Source organism: Labedella gwakjiensis, assembly GCF_003014675.1.
GTDB classification, from domain to species: Bacteria; Actinomycetota; Actinomycetes; order Actinomycetales; family Microbacteriaceae; genus Labedella; species Labedella gwakjiensis.
Genome location: NZ_PYAU01000001.1, coordinates 351478 through 365218 on the forward strand (window position 1 = coordinate 351478; position 13741 = coordinate 365218).

At 66.1% G+C, this 13741-nt stretch carries 24 protein-coding genes; all 24 read right to left on the reverse strand.

What is annotated here, in order from left to right:
* Position 1: 1 nt before the first annotated feature.
* The 24 genes from CLV49_RS01620 to rpsJ all read right to left on the reverse strand — a co-directional run bounded on the left by CLV49_RS01620 (position 2) and on the right by rpsJ (position 13675).
* Positions 2 to 898, reverse strand: coding sequence for an aminodeoxychorismate lyase (locus CLV49_RS01620; protein WP_106561973.1), 897 nt, complete (start codon positions 896 to 898; stop codon positions 2 to 4).
* Between the two features lie 63 nt (positions 899 to 961).
* Positions 962 to 1789 carry a type I methionyl aminopeptidase gene (gene map / locus CLV49_RS01625; protein ID WP_106561974.1) on the reverse strand — a complete coding sequence of 276 codons (828 nt, stop codon included), beginning with the start codon at positions 1787 to 1789 and terminating at the stop codon, positions 962 to 964.
* A 5-nt stretch (positions 1790 to 1794) separates the two neighbouring features.
* Entirely contained in the window at positions 1795 to 2415 is a 621-nt protein-coding gene (locus CLV49_RS01630) for an adenylate kinase (RefSeq protein ID WP_106561975.1), read from the reverse strand.
* Positions 2412 to 3734, reverse strand: a complete 1323-nt coding sequence (secY, locus tag CLV49_RS01635; RefSeq protein WP_106561976.1) for a preprotein translocase subunit SecY — start codon at positions 3732 to 3734, stop codon at positions 2412 to 2414. Before secY ends, CLV49_RS01630 begins: the two co-directional genes overlap by 4 nt.
* Positions 3735 to 3934: 200 nt before the next feature.
* On the reverse strand, positions 3935 to 4648 hold the full coding sequence (gene rplO, locus CLV49_RS01640; RefSeq protein WP_106561977.1) for a 50S ribosomal protein L15: 714 nt from the start codon (positions 4646 to 4648) through the stop codon (positions 3935 to 3937).
* Entirely contained in the window at positions 4648 to 4833 is a 186-nt protein-coding gene (gene rpmD / locus CLV49_RS01645) for a 50S ribosomal protein L30 (protein ID WP_106561978.1), read from the reverse strand. The genes rplO and rpmD overlap by 1 nt, the downstream gene beginning before the upstream one ends.
* A complete protein-coding gene (rpsE, locus tag CLV49_RS01650; protein ID WP_424978937.1) occupies positions 4833 to 5561 on the reverse strand; it encodes a 30S ribosomal protein S5 in 729 nt (242 codons plus the stop codon). Before rpsE ends, rpmD begins: the two co-directional genes overlap by 1 nt.
* A gap of 26 nt (positions 5562 to 5587) precedes the next feature.
* On the reverse strand, positions 5588 to 5947 hold the full coding sequence (rplR, locus tag CLV49_RS01655) for a 50S ribosomal protein L18 (protein ID WP_106561979.1): 360 nt from the start codon (positions 5945 to 5947) through the stop codon (positions 5588 to 5590).
* Positions 5948 to 5949: 2 nt separating this feature from the next.
* The gene (gene rplF, locus CLV49_RS01660; protein WP_106561980.1) at positions 5950 to 6486 is read right to left on the reverse strand and encodes a 50S ribosomal protein L6; all 537 of its coding nucleotides are present in this window, start codon (positions 6484 to 6486) and stop codon (positions 5950 to 5952) included.
* A gap of 6 nt (positions 6487 to 6492) precedes the next feature.
* Complete coding sequence (gene rpsH / locus CLV49_RS01665; RefSeq protein WP_106561981.1) at positions 6493 to 6891, reverse strand: 30S ribosomal protein S8; 399 nt, start codon at positions 6889 to 6891, stop codon at positions 6493 to 6495.
* A 109-nt stretch (positions 6892 to 7000) separates the two neighbouring features.
* Entirely contained in the window at positions 7001 to 7585 is a 585-nt protein-coding gene (gene rplE / locus CLV49_RS01670; protein WP_106561982.1) for a 50S ribosomal protein L5, read from the reverse strand.
* Positions 7585 to 7947 carry a 50S ribosomal protein L24 gene (rplX, locus tag CLV49_RS01675; protein ID WP_106561983.1) on the reverse strand — a complete coding sequence of 121 codons (363 nt, stop codon included), beginning with the start codon at positions 7945 to 7947 and terminating at the stop codon, positions 7585 to 7587. Before rplX ends, rplE begins: the two co-directional genes overlap by 1 nt.
* A gap of 3 nt (positions 7948 to 7950) precedes the next feature.
* Positions 7951 to 8319 (reverse strand): 50S ribosomal protein L14, encoded by a 369-nt coding sequence (gene rplN, locus CLV49_RS01680; protein WP_106561984.1) that lies wholly within the window; start codon positions 8317 to 8319, stop codon positions 7951 to 7953.
* A 34-nt stretch (positions 8320 to 8353) separates the two neighbouring features.
* A complete protein-coding gene (rpsQ, locus tag CLV49_RS01685) occupies positions 8354 to 8674 on the reverse strand; it encodes a 30S ribosomal protein S17 (protein WP_106561985.1) in 321 nt (106 codons plus the stop codon).
* Positions 8675 to 8676: 2 nt separating this feature from the next.
* The gene (gene rpmC / locus CLV49_RS18600; protein WP_106561986.1) at positions 8677 to 9006 is read right to left on the reverse strand and encodes a 50S ribosomal protein L29; all 330 of its coding nucleotides are present in this window, start codon (positions 9004 to 9006) and stop codon (positions 8677 to 8679) included.
* The gene (rplP, locus tag CLV49_RS01695) at positions 9006 to 9425 is read right to left on the reverse strand and encodes a 50S ribosomal protein L16 (protein ID WP_106561987.1); all 420 of its coding nucleotides are present in this window, start codon (positions 9423 to 9425) and stop codon (positions 9006 to 9008) included. Before rplP ends, rpmC begins: the two co-directional genes overlap by 1 nt.
* Positions 9426 to 9427: 2 nt before the next feature.
* Positions 9428 to 10180 (reverse strand): 30S ribosomal protein S3, encoded by a 753-nt coding sequence (gene rpsC / locus CLV49_RS01700; protein WP_106561988.1) that lies wholly within the window; start codon positions 10178 to 10180, stop codon positions 9428 to 9430.
* Positions 10180 to 10545 carry a 50S ribosomal protein L22 gene (gene rplV / locus CLV49_RS01705; RefSeq protein ID WP_106561989.1) on the reverse strand — a complete coding sequence of 122 codons (366 nt, stop codon included), beginning with the start codon at positions 10543 to 10545 and terminating at the stop codon, positions 10180 to 10182. The genes rpsC and rplV overlap by 1 nt, the downstream gene beginning before the upstream one ends.
* 26 nt (positions 10546 to 10571) lie before the next feature.
* Entirely contained in the window at positions 10572 to 10853 is a 282-nt protein-coding gene (gene rpsS / locus CLV49_RS01710) for a 30S ribosomal protein S19 (RefSeq protein WP_106561990.1), read from the reverse strand.
* Positions 10854 to 10865: 12 nt separating this feature from the next.
* A complete protein-coding gene (rplB, locus tag CLV49_RS01715) occupies positions 10866 to 11705 on the reverse strand; it encodes a 50S ribosomal protein L2 (RefSeq protein ID WP_106561991.1) in 840 nt (279 codons plus the stop codon).
* 19 nt (positions 11706 to 11724) lie between these two features.
* Positions 11725 to 12021: a 50S ribosomal protein L23 gene (gene rplW / locus CLV49_RS01720; RefSeq protein WP_106561992.1), complete on the reverse strand. Its 297-nt coding sequence runs from the start codon at positions 12019 to 12021 to the stop codon at positions 11725 to 11727.
* Positions 12021 to 12671, reverse strand: a complete 651-nt coding sequence (rplD, locus tag CLV49_RS01725; RefSeq protein ID WP_106561993.1) for a 50S ribosomal protein L4 — start codon at positions 12669 to 12671, stop codon at positions 12021 to 12023. The genes rplW and rplD overlap by 1 nt, the downstream gene beginning before the upstream one ends.
* A 4-nt stretch (positions 12672 to 12675) precedes the next feature.
* A complete protein-coding gene (gene rplC, locus CLV49_RS01730) occupies positions 12676 to 13332 on the reverse strand; it encodes a 50S ribosomal protein L3 (RefSeq protein WP_106561994.1) in 657 nt (218 codons plus the stop codon).
* Between the two features lie 34 nt (positions 13333 to 13366).
* Positions 13367 to 13675, reverse strand: a complete 309-nt coding sequence (gene rpsJ / locus CLV49_RS01735; protein ID WP_022895514.1) for a 30S ribosomal protein S10 — start codon at positions 13673 to 13675, stop codon at positions 13367 to 13369.
* Positions 13676 to 13741 lie beyond the last annotated feature (66 nt).

Consider the following 13741-nt stretch of genomic DNA (forward strand, 5'->3'; position numbering starts at 1 on the left):
CTCAGCGGGAGAGGAGCATCGCGTTCATCCCGTCCGTCAGATCGCGATCGATTGCGAGCTGCCGATCGTCGATGGCGGTGATCGGGGCCGCGAGGCGCACGCTCGAGACGAACCAGGCGGCGTCCGCCTCGGCGAGTCGCGCAGCCGGCACGGTGTCGTACTCCGCGAGCCTGCCCTCGCTCTCCAGCCAGCGGTAGATCGCGGCCTGGGTCGTCCCGGGCAGGATGCCCCCGTCGGTCGACGGCGTCACGATCGTGTCGCCGAAGCGCACGAGCAGGCTCGACGTCGGCCCCTCGAGCGCGAAGCCGTCGGAGGAGACGAAGAGAGCGTCATCCGCCTCGCGCCGCTTCGCCTCACGGATGGCCGCCATGTTGACGGCATAGGACAGCGTCTTCGCTCCCGCGAGCAGCCATGGCGCACGATCGGCCACGTCGAGCGGCCAGCCTCGGTCGAGCGTCACCACGCGGATGCCAGTGCGGCGCTCCGCGAAGTCCGATGTCGAGGCGCGAGCGACGATCCACGCCGTCGGGGTCCCGGATCCCTCGATCCCCCGCGTGAGCACGATCTTGAGCGAGCCCTGGCCCGTCGAGGGGAGGCTCGCCACGGCGCGCTCCATCGCCGCCCGCCACTGTCCGAGGTGGGGAGCCGGGAGATCGAGCATCCGCGCGGAGCGGACGAGCCGCCCGAGGTGGTCCTCGATGCCGTGAGCACGCCCGTCGATCACGCCGAGCGTCTCGAAGATGCCGTCGCCCCGGGACGCCCCGAGGTCGAGGACGCTCAGACGCGGGTCGCGGGCGTCGGACTCGGCGATGGACGCCGCGATCGCGGCGTCGTCCGGCTCGGCATCGGCCGGAAGCGGGGACAGGAAGAAGACGCGCGCAGCGGACGGATTCGACATGCTCCGACCCTACGCCGAACGCGATACCGGGATCGCTCGACGCGACGCCTCCGCACGAGGCGGTCAGGTGAGAGGGACGGGCGTCACTCCGAAGGGCGCGAGACCTGCCGCTCCCCCGTCACCGGCGGTGAGGACCCACACCCCCCTGTCGTGGACGGCGACGCTGTGCTCCCAATGGGACGCCATTCCGCCGTCGACCGTCGTCACGGTCCACTCGTCGTCCTGGACGAAGGTCTCCGGACTTCCTGTGACGACCATGGGCTCGATCGCCACAGCGAGGCCCGTCTTGACCTCCGGGCCCTTCTGCGCCACACGGTAGTTGAACACGGGCGGCGCCTCGTGCATCGAGCGACCGATTCCGTGGCCGATGTAGTCGGTGATGATGCCGTACTCGCTCCGACTCTCGATCGCCTCCTGGACGGCGATCCCGACCTCGTTGAGGTGACGAGCGGACGCCAGACGGGCGATACCGGCCCACATCGATGCCTCGGTGACGTCGGACAGCTGTCGCCGTTCGGCGACGAGCTCAGGCCGATCGTCGTCGTCGAGGACCACGGTGAACGCCGAGTCTCCGTTCCATCCGTCGACCTCCGCCCCGCAGTCGATCGACACGATGTCGCCCGGTCGGAGCGGAACGTCGTTGGGGATCCCATGGACGACATCGGCTCCGACCGACGCGCAGATCGTGTGGACGTAGCCGGGCACGAGCTGGAAGTTCGGGATGCCGCCGCACGCCCGGATGGTGCTCTCGGCGATCGCGTCGAGCTCCAGGGTCGTCACCCCTGGTCGGATCGCCGCCCGGACGGCGTCGAGGGCCGCCGCGGTGACCAGACCCGGTTCGATCATCAGCCGGAGCTGCGCCGGCGACTTGTACAGAGACTTGCGGAACACAAGAGTCAGACGGCGTCGACGCCGGCGGGCTCGATGCCGCGCTCGGCGAGAGCCTGAGTGACGCGCGAACCGACCTCGTCGACACCTCCGAGGCCATCGACCTCCGCCACGAGGCCGCGTTCCCGGTAGAGCGCGATGACGGGCTCGGTCTGCTCGTGGTAGACGTCCTGGCGGTGCCGGATGACGTCTTCGGTGTCGTCCTCTCGTCCCTGCTCCACGGCCCGCTTGAGAAGTCGTGCGACGACCTCATCCGTGTCGGCGACGAGGAGGACGACGGCGTCGAGGGATGTGCCGGTCTCGCCGAGGATCCGGTCGAGCTCGGCGACCTGCTCCGTCGTACGAGGGTAGCCGTCCAGCAGGAAGCCGTCGATGGCGTCGTCCTGGTGGAGTCGGTCGCGCACGATCTCGTTCGTCAGCGTGTCGGGGACGTAGCCGCCGCTCGACACGATCGACTGCACCTGCTGGCCGAGCTCCGTACCGTTCTTGATGTTGTCTCGGAAGATGTCGCCCGTCGAGATGGCGGGTACGGCGAACGACGACGCGATGAGCTTGGCCTGGGTGCCCTTGCCCGCACCGGGAGGTCCGACGATGAGTAGCCGTGCACCCGCCGTCTCGGCCCCGCTCACCGGAGCAGCCCCTCGTAGTGGCGCTGTTGGAGTTGCGAGTCGATCTGCTTGACCGTCTCGAGACCCACGCCCACGATGATCAGGATGGACGCGCCGCCGAACGGGAAGTTCTGATTCGCTCCGACGAGTGCGAGTGCGACGAGCGGAATGAGGGCGATCAGACCGAGGTAGATCGAGCCGGGGAGCGTGACGCGCGTGAGCACGTAGTCGAGGTACTCGGCCGTGGGTCGTCCCGCACGGATGCCGGGGATGAAGCCGCCGTACTTCTTCATGTTGTCCGCGACCTCCTCCGGGTTGAAGGTGATGGCCACGTAGAAGTAGGTGAAGCCCACGATCAGGAGGAAGTACAGCGCCATGTAGAGCGGGTGGTCGCCCTGCGTCAGGTAGTTCGTGACCCACGTGACCCACGCTGCGGGCTCTTCGCCGGCGGCGGGCTGATTGAACTGCGCGATGAGCGCAGGGAGGTACAGCAGCGACGAGGCGAAGATGACGGGCACGACGCCGGCCATGTTGACCTTGATCGGGATGTAGGTGTTGTTCCCGCCGTAGGTGCGGCGACCGACCATCCGTTTCGCGTACTGCACGGGGATGCGCCGCTGCGACTGCTCGACGAACACCACGAGGGCGACGATCACGAGTCCCACGGCGATGACGAGGAGGAAGACCTCGAAGCCTCGCGCCTGCTGGATGGCCCAGAGGGCTGACGGGAAGGTCGCCGAGATCGACGTGAAGATGAGGAGGGACATGCCGTTGCCGATGCCGCGCTCCGTGATGAGCTCGCCCATCCACATGATGAGTCCCGTACCGGCGGTCATGGTGACGACCATGAGGAGGACCGCGTACCAGGTGTCGCTCGTGAGCAGCTGCGAGCACTCGGTGCTCGCGTTCGTGCCGAAGAGGGCACCGGAACGCGCCACCGTGACGAGGGTCGTCGACTGCAGGATGCCGAGGAAGATCGTGAGGTAGCGGGTGTACTGCGTGAGCTTGCCCTGGCCGGCCTGCCCCTCCTTGTGGAGGGTCTCGAAGTGCGGGATGACCACGCGGAGCAGCTGCACGATGATCGACGCGGTGATGTACGGCATGATGCCGAGCGCGAAGATGGAGAGTTGGAGGAGCGCGCCGCCCGAGAAGAGGTTGACGAGCTCGTAGAGGCCCGACGTCCCCTGGTTCTGCTGCAGACAGGTCTGCACGTTCTGGAAGTCCACGAACGGGGCAGGGACGAACGTGCCGAGCCGGTACAGGGCGATGATGCCCAGGGTGAAGCCGATCTTCCGACGAAGGTCTGGGGTGCGGAAGATCCGCGCTACGGCGCTGAACAAAGGGGGCCTCCTGGTTTCGAGCCGGTGAGAGCTCGTCGTCCCGGTCTGAACGATGGACCACGCGGAACGGGCCCGACAATCGAATCTATCCGATCATCGGGCCCGTTGGCGTACATGGTCCACTGACGTCCCCCTTCGCGAGCATCCACCGGTGACGGTGAGGCGCTCGCGAAGGGGAGCCGGTCGGGATTACTTCGGGACTACTTTACCGAGCCGCCGGCCGCGAGGATCTTCTCCTGTGCGGAACCGGAGACCTTGTCGACCGTGACGTTGAGTTTCACGCTCAGGTCGGCGTCGCCGCCGCCCAGGACCTTGACGAGCTCGTTCTTGCGAACGGCGCCCTTCTGGACCAGGTCGGCCACCGTGACGTCTCCACCCGAGGGGTAGAGCTCGGCGAGCTTCTCCAGGTTCACGACCTGGTACTCGACGCGGAACGGGTTCTTGAAGCCGCGCAGCTTCGGCGCACGCATGTGCGACGGGAGCTGGCCACCCTCGAAACCGGCCTTGACGGAATAGCGGGCCTTCGTGCCCTTGGTTCCACGGCCCGCGGTCTTACCCTTGGATCCCTCACCACGACCCACACGGGTCTTGGCCTTCTTGGAACCGGCGGCCGGACGGAGGTGGTGGACCTTGAGGACCTGAGCGCGAGCCACGGTTTCCTCGGTCGGCTTCGCAGCCTTCTTCTCCGCCTTGGGCGCGGCCTCGGTGGTGTCGGCCGATGCCGACGTCGAAGCTGCTGCCTTCTTGGCCGGCGCCTTCTTCGGCTTGTCGGCTGCGGCCGTGTCGGCCTTCGCCTTCGCCGGAGCAGCTGCCTTCTCGGCCTTGGGAGCCTTCTCCGTCGTCGTCGACTTCGCCTTGGGCGCAGCCTTCTTCTTCGGGGTCTCCTCGGTGACGTCGTTCTTCTCGTCAGCCATTAGTCGATCTCCTCAACCTTCACGAGGTGAGCAACAGTGTTGACGTAGCCACGGTTCTGCGCGTCGTCCGGGCGGACGACGACATCGCCGATGCGCTTGAGGCCGAGGCTACGCAGCGTGTCGCGCTGGTTCTGCTTCTCACTAACTTTGGACTTGGTCTGCGTGACCTTCAGACGAGCGGCCATCAGGCACCTACCTTCGCCGCGGCCGCAGCTGCGGCGTCGGCTTCTGCACGGACGAGGCGCGCGGGGGCGACCTGGTCGTATTCGAGACCACGACGGGCTGCGACGGCACGAGGTTCCTCGAGCTGCTGCAGGGCCGTGACCGTGGCGTGGACGATGTTGATCGTGTTCGAGGAACCGAGCGACTTCGACAGGACGTCGTGGATGCCGGCGCACTCGAGCACGGCGCGGACCGGACCACCGGCGATGACACCGGTACCGGCGGCAGCCGGACGCAGCAGCACGACGCCGGCAGCGGCCTCACCCTGGACGGGGTGCGGGATCGTCGAACCGACGCGGGGGACGCGGAAGAAGTTCTTCTTCGCCTCCTCGACGCCCTTCGAGATCGCGAGGGGGACCTCGCGAGCCTTGCCGTAGCCGACGCCCACGAGACCGTTGCCGTCACCGACGACGACGAGGGCGGTGAAGCTGAACCGACGTCCACCCTTCACGACCTTCGACACGCGGTTGATGGTCACGACGCGCTCGAGGAACTGGCTCTTGTCCTGGTCGCGGCCTCCACGGTCGCGTCCGCCCTGGTTGCGGTCACGACCGCCGCCACCGCCGCCGCGACGGCCGGAGCGCTCGTCGCGCGTCTGGCTCTCGCTACCGGCAGCGGTCTCGACCGGCTTCTCAGCGGTCTCGGCCACGGGCGTTTCCACGGTCTTCGCAGGCTCAGTGGTCTCAGCCACAACCTTCTCCTTGTTGGTCTCTTCGCTCACAGGTTCAATCCACCCTCTCGAGCACCTTCGGCGATCGCCGCGACGCGTCCTGCGTAGCGGTTCCCGCCACGATCGAAAACGACACCCTCGATGCCGGCCTGCTTGGCACGCTCTGCGACGAGCTCGCCGACGCGCTTGGCCTTGGCGGTCTTGTCACCGTCGAAGGAGCGCAGGTCGGTCTCGAGCGTCGAAGCGGACACGAGCGTGTGGCCCTGGGCGTCGTCGACGACCTGGACGAAGACGTGGCGAGCCGAGCGCGTCACGACGAGACGGGGACGGACAGCCGTACCCTCGATCTTCTTCCGCAGACGCGCGTGGCGACGGCCACGGGCAGCGGACTTGGTCTTGACAGCCATGGTTACTTACCAGCCTTTCCGGCCTTGCGACGAACGTTCTCGCCGGCGTAACGCACACCCTTGCCCTTGTAGGGCTCGGGCTTGCGGATCTTACGGATGTTGGCGGCGACCTCACCGACGGCCTGCTTGTCGATACCCGACACGGTGAGCTTGTTGTTGCCCTCCACCGTGAAGGTGATGCCGGCCGGCGGCTCGACGACGACGGGGTGCGAGAAGCCCAGGGCGAACTCGATCGAGTTGCCCTTCTGCTGAACGCGGTAACCGGTGCCGACGACCTCGAGGCCCTTGGTGTAGCCCTGCGTCACGCCGACGATCTGGTTGGCGATGAGCGTACGGGTGAGGCCGTGGAGCGAGCGCGAGGTGCGCTCGTCGTCCGGACGGGTGACGAGGACCTGGTTGTCCTCGATCGCGGCCTCGATGGGGGCGGCGACGGTGAGCGCGAGCTCGCCCTTCGGGCCCTTGACGGCGACATTACGACCGTCGATCGAGACGGTCACCCCTGCGGGGATGTCGATGGGGAGTCTTCCAATACGGGACATGACGGATTACCACACGTAGGCGAGGACTTCCCCGCCGACGCCCTTCTTCTCAGCCTGGCGGTCGGTGAGCAGACCGGAGGAGGTGGACAGGATCGCGACACCGAGACCACCGAGGACGGTGGGGAGCTCGGTCGACTTCGCGTAGACGCGGAGACCGGGCTTCGAGACCCGCTTGATGCCGGCGATGGACCGCTCGCGGTTCGGGCCGAACTTGAGGCTCAGGGTGAGCGTCTGGCCGACGGCCGCATCGGCGACGGTCCACTCGGAGATGTAACCCTCCGACTTGAGGATGTCGGCGATGTGCCCCTTGAGCTTCGAGTGGGGCATGGAGACGCTGTCGTGGTACGCCGAGTTGGCGTTCCGCAGTCTGGTCAGCATGTCTGCGACCGGATCTGTCATCGTCATGATGGATTTCCTTCGTTCACCAGGTTTCGGCACCCGTTACGCGAGTGACGACCTGTGGTGGTGGGGTCCGGCGGTTGCCGGACCCCGGTGAGCCCTGCGGACGCAGAGCCTACTTCGCGGAGTCGGCCGACTTGAAGGGGAACCCGAGCGCCTTGAGCAGCGCGCGTCCCTCGTCGTCGGTCTTCGCCGTGGTCACGACCGTGATGTCCATACCGCGGACGCGGTCGATCTTGTCCTGGTTGATCTCGTGGAACACTGCCTGCTCCGTGAGACCGAACGTGTAGTTGCCGTTGCCGTCGAACTGACGGTCCGACAGTCCGCGGAAGTCGCGGATGCGGGGCAGGGCGAGCGACAGGAGGCGGTCGAGGAACTCCCACATGCGGTCGCCGCGCAGCGTGACGTGCGCACCGATCGGCTGACCCTCGCGGAGCTTGAACTGCGCGATGGACTTGCGGGCCTTGGTGACCTGCGGCTTCTGACCCGTGATGAGCGTGAGGTCAGCGATCGCGCCGTCGATGATCTTGCCATCGCGGGCCGCGTCGCCGACACCCATGTTCACGACGATCTTCGTCAGGGTCGGGATCTGGTGGACGTTCGTGAAGCCGAGGTCGCCCTTCAGCTTCGGGGCGATCTCGCCCTTGTACTTCTCCTTGAGGCGGGGCTGGATTTTGCCAGCCACAGCAGTTTCAGTCATTACTTGAGGTCCTTACCAGACTTCTTGTCGATGCGAACGCGGCGCGTCTTGGAGACGCCGTCCTTCACGACTTCCTCGGAACGGTAGCCGACCTTGACCGGCTTCTTGGTGTCGGGGTCGAGCAGCACCACGTTGGAGATGTGGATCGGAGCCTCGTGGGTCTCGATACCACCGGTCTTCGTGCCGCGCTGCGTCTGGCCCTGACGGACGTGCTTCGTGACGTAGTTGACGCCCTCGACGATGACGCGGTTTCGCTCCACGAGCACCTCGATGACGCGTCCCTGCTTGCCACGGAAGCCACCACGGTCCTGCTTGGGGCCGCTGATGACCTGGACCAGGTCGCCCTTCTTGATCTTCGCCATGATTTAGATAACCTCCGGCGCCAGCGAGACGATCTTCATGAACTTCTTGTCGCGAAGTTCACGACCGACCGGCCCGAAGATGCGGGTTCCACGGGGGTCGCCGTCGCCCTTCAGGATCACTGCCGCGTTCTCATCGAACTTGATGTACGACCCGTCGTTGCGACGCGTCTGCTTCTTGACCCGGACGACGACCGCCTTGACGACGTCGCCCTTCTTGACGTTGCCGCCGGGGATGGCGTCCTTGACGGTCGCGACGATGACGTCACCGAGGCCGGCGTAGCGACGAGCCGAGCCACCGAGGACGCGGATCGTGAGCAGCTCCTTGGCGCCGGTGTTGTCGGCGACCTTCAGGCGCGATTCCTGCTGAATCATCCTGTACTCCTTCTACGAAGTAAGCCCGGGGGGCTTACTTGGCCTTCTCGAGGATCTCGACGAGGCGCCAGCGCTTGGTGGCGCTGAGCGGGCGGGTCTCCGAGATGATCACGAGGTCGCCGATGCCGGCGGTCTCGAGCTCGTCGTGAGCCTTCACCTTGGAGGTGCGGCGGATGACCTTGCCGTAGAGCGGGTGCTTCACCCGGTCCTCGACCTCGACCACGATGGTCTTGTCCATCTTGTCGCTCGTCACGTAGCCGCGACGCGTCTTGCGGTAACCACGGCTCGCGGCGTCCTTGACGTCGTGCTCGGCCGACTCGTGACCCTGCGCAGCCTTCTCCGTTGCAGTAGCCATGTCTAGGCCTCCTTCGTCTCGTCAGGCGTCGCGGTGGTGTCCTCAGCGGACTCCTTCGCAGCCTTCTTGCTCTTCTTCGGGGCCTTGGCCTGCACCTCGATGGGAGCGGGGGTGGCCCGGATCCCGAGCTCACGCTCGCGGATGACCGTGTAGATACGGGCGATGTCGCGCTTGACGGCGCGCAGTCGACCGTGGGTCTCGAGCTGGCCGGTGGCCGCCTGGAAGCGCAGGTTGAACAGCTCTTCCTTGGCCTTGCGCAGCTCGTCGACGAGTCGCTCGTCTTCGAATGTGTCGAGCTCGGTGGGGCTGAGCTCCTTGGAACCGATCGCCATTATGCGTCGCCCTCCTCGCGCTTGATGATGCGTGCCTTGAGGGGCAGCTTGTGGATTGCACGGGTGAGCGCTTCGCGGGCGAGAGTCTCGTCGACTCCCGCGACCTCGAAGAGCACACGGCCGGGCTTGACGTTCGCGACCCACCACTCGGGCGAACCCTTACCGGAACCCATGCGGGTTTCGGCCGGCTTCTTGGTGAGCGGACGGTCGGGGTAGATGTTGATCCACACCTTTCCGCCACGCTTGATGTGACGCGTCATGGCGATACGAGCGGACTCGATCTGACGGTTGGTCACGTAAGCGGGCGTCATGGCCTGGATGCCGAACTCGCCGAAGCTGACCTTCGTGCCACCGGTCGCCTGACCGGTACGCACGGGGCGGTGCTGCTTGCGGTGCTTGACTCTGCGTGGGATCAACATGGTTATGCCTCAACTCCTGCGGCGACGGGCGCCTCGTTACGAGGGGCACGACGCGGGCGGTCGCTGCGCTCGGGACGGCTGGACTTCTGGCCGGCCTGCTCGCGAGCGAGTTCCTTGTTCGTGATGTCGCCCTTGTAGATCCACACCTTCACGCCGATGCGACCGAACGTCGTCTTGGCCTCGTAGAAGCCGTAGTCGATGTTGGCGCGGAGCGTGTGCAGGGGCACACGGCCCTCGCGGTAGAACTCCGAGCGGCTCATCTCGGCGCCGCCGAGACGACCGGACACCTGGATGCGGACACCCTTGGCGCCGGCGCGCTGAGCGCCCTGCAGTCCCTTGCGCATCGCACGACGGAACGCCACGCGAGCGGTGAGCTGCTCGGCGATGCCCTGAGCGACGAGCTGAGCGTCGGCCTCGGGGTTCTTCACCTCGAGGATGTTCAGCTGGATCTGCTTCTTGGTGAGCTTCTCCAGGTCGGCGCGGATCCGCTCCGCCTCGGCGCCGCGGCGACCGATGACGATGCCGGGGCGAGCCGTGTGGATGTCGACACGGACGCGGTCACGCGTGCGCTCGATCTCGATGCGCGAGACACCGGCGCGGTCGAGCGAGGTGCTCAGCAGGCGACGGATCTTCACGTCCTCGGCCACGTAATCGGCGTAGCGCTGTCCGGGCTTCGTGCTGTCGGCGTACCAACGCGACACATGGTCGGTGGTGATGCCGAGGCGGAAGCCGTACGGGTTGACTTTCTGACCCATTACTTCGTCCCCTCCTCGGGAGTGGCGAGCACAACCGTGATGTGGCTCGTGCGCTTGTTGATGCGGAATGCACGGCCCTGGGCACGCGGCTGGAAACGCTTGAGGGTCGCGCCCTCGTCGACGAATGCCTTGGCGATGTACAGGTCCTGCTCGTCCAGGTAGCTGTTGGTCGCGTCGGCCTTGACCCGTGCGTTCGCGATAGCGGACGCGACGAGCTTGTAGACCGGCTCGGACGCAGCCTGCGGGGCGAACTTCAGGATGGCGAGTGCCTCCTGAGCCTGCTTGCCGCGGATGAGGTTGACGACACGACGAGCCTTCATGGGGGTCACGCGGATGTGTCGCACGCGTGCGGTGGCTTCCACCATTTCTATTCCTCCTACTGCCACCGCGGTCAGCGGCGGCGGCCCTTCTTGTCGTCCTTCACGTGGCCACGGAAGGTACGGGTCGGCGCGAATTCGCCGAGCTTGTGACCGACCATGGTCTCGGTGACGAACACCGGGATGTGCTTGCGACCGTCGTGGACGGCGATCGTGTGGCCGAGCATGGCCGGCACGATCATCGAGCGGCGCGACCAGGTCTTGATGACGTTCTTGGAGCCGGCTTCGTTCTGCGCGACGACCTTGCGAAACAGGTGGTCGTCAACGAAGGGGCCCTTCTTGAGACTGCGAGGCATCTTCTACAACTCCTACTTGCGCTTCTTGAGGGCGGTGCGACGGCGGACGATGAGCTTGTCGCTCTCCTTGTTGGGGTGGCGGGTGCGGCCTTCCTTCTGGCCCCACGGGCTGACCGGGTGGCGTCCACCGGAGGTCTTGCCCTCACCACCACCGTGCGGGTGGTCGACCGGGTTCATCGCGACACCGCGGACGGTCGGGCGGACGCCCTTCCAGCGCTTGCGGCCGGCCTTTCCCCAGTTGATGTTCGACTGCTCGGCGTTGCCGACCTCGCCGACGGTCGCGCGGCAGCGCGCGTCGACGTTGCGGATCTCACCGGAGGGCAGACGGAGCTGCGCGTAGGGGCCGTCCTTGGCGACGAGACGCACCGACGCACCGGCGGACCGGGCCATCTTGGCGCCGCCACCGGGCTTGAGCTCGATCGCGTGGATGACCGTACCCGTGGGGATGTTGCGCAGGGGCAGGTTGTTGCCCGGCTTGATGTCCGCGCCGGCACCCGACTCGACGATGTCGCCCTGGGAGAGCTTGTTCGGCGCGAGGATGTAGCGCTTCGTGCCGTCCACAAAGTGGAGGAGCGCGATGCGGGCGGTGCGGTTGGGGTCGTACTCGATGTGAGCGACCTTGGCGTTCACGCCGTCCTTGTCATTGCGACGGAAGTCGATGACACGGTACTGGCGCTTGTGGCCACCACCGATGTGACGGGTCGTGATGCGGCCCTGGTTGTTGCGTCCACCGGTCTTGGAGATCGGGCGGAGCAGCGACTTCTCGGGCGTCGATCGCGTGATCTCGGCGAAGTCGGCGACGCTGGAGCCGCGGCGACCAGGCGTCGTGGGCTTGTACTTGCGAATAGCCATGTTTTCTTCCTCCCGTTTCCTAGCCGACAGCCGTGAAGATGTCGATGGAACCGGACTTGAGTGTGACGATGGCGCGCTTGGTGTCCTTGCGCTTGCCGATGCCGAACTTGGTGCGACGCGTCTTGCCCTGACGGTTCAGGGTGTTCACGGACGCGACCTCGACGGAGAAGATCTTCTCGATGGCGAGCTTGATCTCGGTCTTGTTGGCGCGGGGGTCCACGACGAACGTGTACTTGCCCTCATCGATGAGTCCGTAGCTCTTCTCAGAGACGACCGGGCTGATGATGATGTCGCGCGGGTCCTTGTTGGCGGCCATTACGCGGTCACCTCTTCCTTCTTCGACTTCGCCGCGACGAACGCGTCGAAGGCTGCCTTGGTGAAGACGATGTCGTCGGAGACGAGCACGTCGTACGCGTTGAGCTGGTCCTGGCTGAGCACGTGGACCGTGGGGAGGTTGCGCACGGCGAGCAGGCTCTGCTCGTCGTCGCGCTCGAGCACCACGAGGACGTGCTTCGAGGAGGCGATGCCGCCGAGGTAGACGGCTGCTGCCTTGGTGATGCGCTCGTCGGCGACCGAGAGCGTCTCGACCACGTGGAGACGGCTGCCCCGGGCGCGGTCCGAGAGGGCACCGAGGAGGGCTGCGGCGATCATCTTCTTGGGGGTGCGCTGCGCGTAGCTGCGGGGCACCGGTCCGTGGACGATTCCACCACCGGTCATCTGGGGGGCGCGGATCGAGCCCTGACGAGCGCGACCGGTTCCCTTCTGCTTGAACGGCTTGCGACCAGCACCGGAGACCTCGCCGCGACCCTTGGTCTTGTGCGTGCCCTGGCGAGCGGCCGCGAGCTGCGCGACGACGACCTGGTGGATCAGCGGGATGTTGGTCTGGACATCGAAGAGATCGGCGGGGAGCTCAACGGAGCCGGCCTTCTTACCTGCGGTGTCGAGAACGTCGAGTTCAGTAGCCATGGGGTCAGGCTCCCTTCACTGCGTTGCGGACGAAAACGAGGCGACCACGCGCGCCGGGGACGGCACCCTTGACGAGGATGAGTCCCTTCTCGGCGTCGACGGAGTGCACGTGGAGGTTGAGCACGGTGACGCGCTCGCCACCCATGCGACCGGCCATGCGCATGCCCTTGAAGACACGGCTGGGGGTCGAGGAGGCGCCGATGGAGCCCGGCTTGCGGTGGTTGCGGTGCGAACCGTGCGAAGCGGAGACACCCTTGAAGTTGTGGCGCTTCATGACACCGGCGAAGCCCTTACCCTTGGAGGTGCCGACGACGTCGACCTTCTGGCCGGCCTCGAACAGCCCGTCCACCGTGAGCTCCTGACCGAGTGAGTAGTCGGAGGCGTCTGCGGTGCGGATCTCGGTGAGGTGACGGCGCGGCGTGACGCCGGCCTTCTCGAAGTGACCGCCGGCGGGCTGGTTCACCTTGCGGGGGTCGATCTGCCCGTAGGCGATCTGGACGGCGTCGTAGCCGTCGACCTCGGGCGTGCGGACCTGCGTCACGACGTTCGGGGTGACCTGGATCACGGTGACGGGAACGAGCTTGTTGTTCTCGTCCCACACCTGGGTCATACCGAGCTTGGTGCCGAGCAGGCCCCTGCTGGTCTTGTTCTGCGTTGACATATTCTGTGTCCCTATCCGGCTCTGATCGATCGACTCAGAGCTTGATCTCGATGTTGACGTCGGCGGGCAGGTCGAGTCGCATGAGCGAGTCGACGGCCTTCGGCGTCGGGTCGATGATGTCGATAAGGCGCTTGTGGGTGCGCATCTCGAAGTGCTCCCGGCTGTCCTTGTACTTGTGGGGGGAACGGATGACGGCCACCACGTTCTTCTCCGTCGGGAGCGGCACGGGGCCGACGACGGTCGCACCCGCGCGGGTGACCGTGTCGACGATCTTGCGTGCCGAGGTGTCGATGACCTCGTGGTCGTACGACTTAAGTCGAATGCGGATCTTCTGTCCCGCCATTGTGTGACTCACTCTCTGTCTTGCGTCTTACGATCCCTCGCATTGGACGCGCTTCGTTCGCATCGG

Bases quoted from the DNA above. Each gene is read 5' to 3' on its own strand.
- CLV49_RS01620 (WP_106561973.1), bottom strand. From the start codon at position 898: ATGTCGAATCCGTCCGCTGCGCGCGTCTTCTTCCTGTCCCCGCTTCCG.
- rplO (WP_106561977.1), bottom strand. From the start codon at position 4,648: ATGGCTGACGAGAAGAACGACGTCACCGAGGAGACCCCGAAGAAGAAG.
- rpmD (WP_106561978.1), bottom strand. From the start codon at position 4,833: ATGGCCGCTCGTCTGAAGGTCACGCAGACCAAGTCCAAAGTTAGTGAG.
- rplR (WP_106561979.1), bottom strand. From the start codon at position 5,947: ATGGCTGTCAAGACCAAGTCCGCTGCCCGTGGCCGTCGCCACGCGCGT.
- rplF (WP_106561980.1), bottom strand. From the start codon at position 6,486: ATGTCCCGTATTGGAAGACTCCCCATCGACATCCCCGCAGGGGTGACC.
- rpsH (WP_106561981.1), bottom strand. From the start codon at position 6,891: ATGACGATGACAGATCCGGTCGCAGACATGCTGACCAGACTGCGGAAC.
- rplE (WP_106561982.1), bottom strand. From the start codon at position 7,585: ATGACTGAAACTGCTGTGGCTGGCAAAATCCAGCCCCGCCTCAAGGAG.
- rplX (WP_106561983.1), bottom strand. From the start codon at position 7,947: ATGGCGAAGATCAAGAAGGGCGACCTGGTCCAGGTCATCAGCGGCCCC.
- rplN (WP_106561984.1), bottom strand. From the start codon at position 8,319: ATGATTCAGCAGGAATCGCGCCTGAAGGTCGCCGACAACACCGGCGCC.
- rpsQ (WP_106561985.1), bottom strand. From the start codon at position 8,674: ATGGCTACTGCAACGGAGAAGGCTGCGCAGGGTCACGAGTCGGCCGAG.
- rpmC (WP_106561986.1), bottom strand. From the start codon at position 9,006: ATGGCGATCGGTTCCAAGGAGCTCAGCCCCACCGAGCTCGACACATTC.
- rplP (WP_106561987.1), bottom strand. From the start codon at position 9,425: ATGTTGATCCCACGCAGAGTCAAGCACCGCAAGCAGCACCGCCCCGTG.
- rpsC (WP_106561988.1), bottom strand. From the start codon at position 10,180: ATGGGTCAGAAAGTCAACCCGTACGGCTTCCGCCTCGGCATCACCACC.
- rplV (WP_106561989.1), bottom strand. From the start codon at position 10,545: ATGGTGGAAGCCACCGCACGCGTGCGACACATCCGCGTGACCCCCATG.
- rpsS (WP_106561990.1), bottom strand. From the start codon at position 10,853: ATGCCTCGCAGTCTCAAGAAGGGCCCCTTCGTTGACGACCACCTGTTT.
- rplB (WP_106561991.1), bottom strand. From the start codon at position 11,705: ATGGCTATTCGCAAGTACAAGCCCACGACGCCTGGTCGCCGCGGCTCC.
- rplW (WP_106561992.1), bottom strand. From the start codon at position 12,021: ATGGCCGCCAACAAGGACCCGCGCGACATCATCATCAGCCCGGTCGTC.
- rplD (WP_106561993.1), bottom strand. From the start codon at position 12,671: ATGGCTACTGAACTCGACGTTCTCGACACCGCAGGTAAGAAGGCCGGC.
- rplC (WP_106561994.1), bottom strand. From the start codon at position 13,332: ATGTCAACGCAGAACAAGACCAGCAGGGGCCTGCTCGGCACCAAGCTC.
- rpsJ (WP_022895514.1), bottom strand. From the start codon at position 13,675: ATGGCGGGACAGAAGATCCGCATTCGACTTAAGTCGTACGACCACGAG.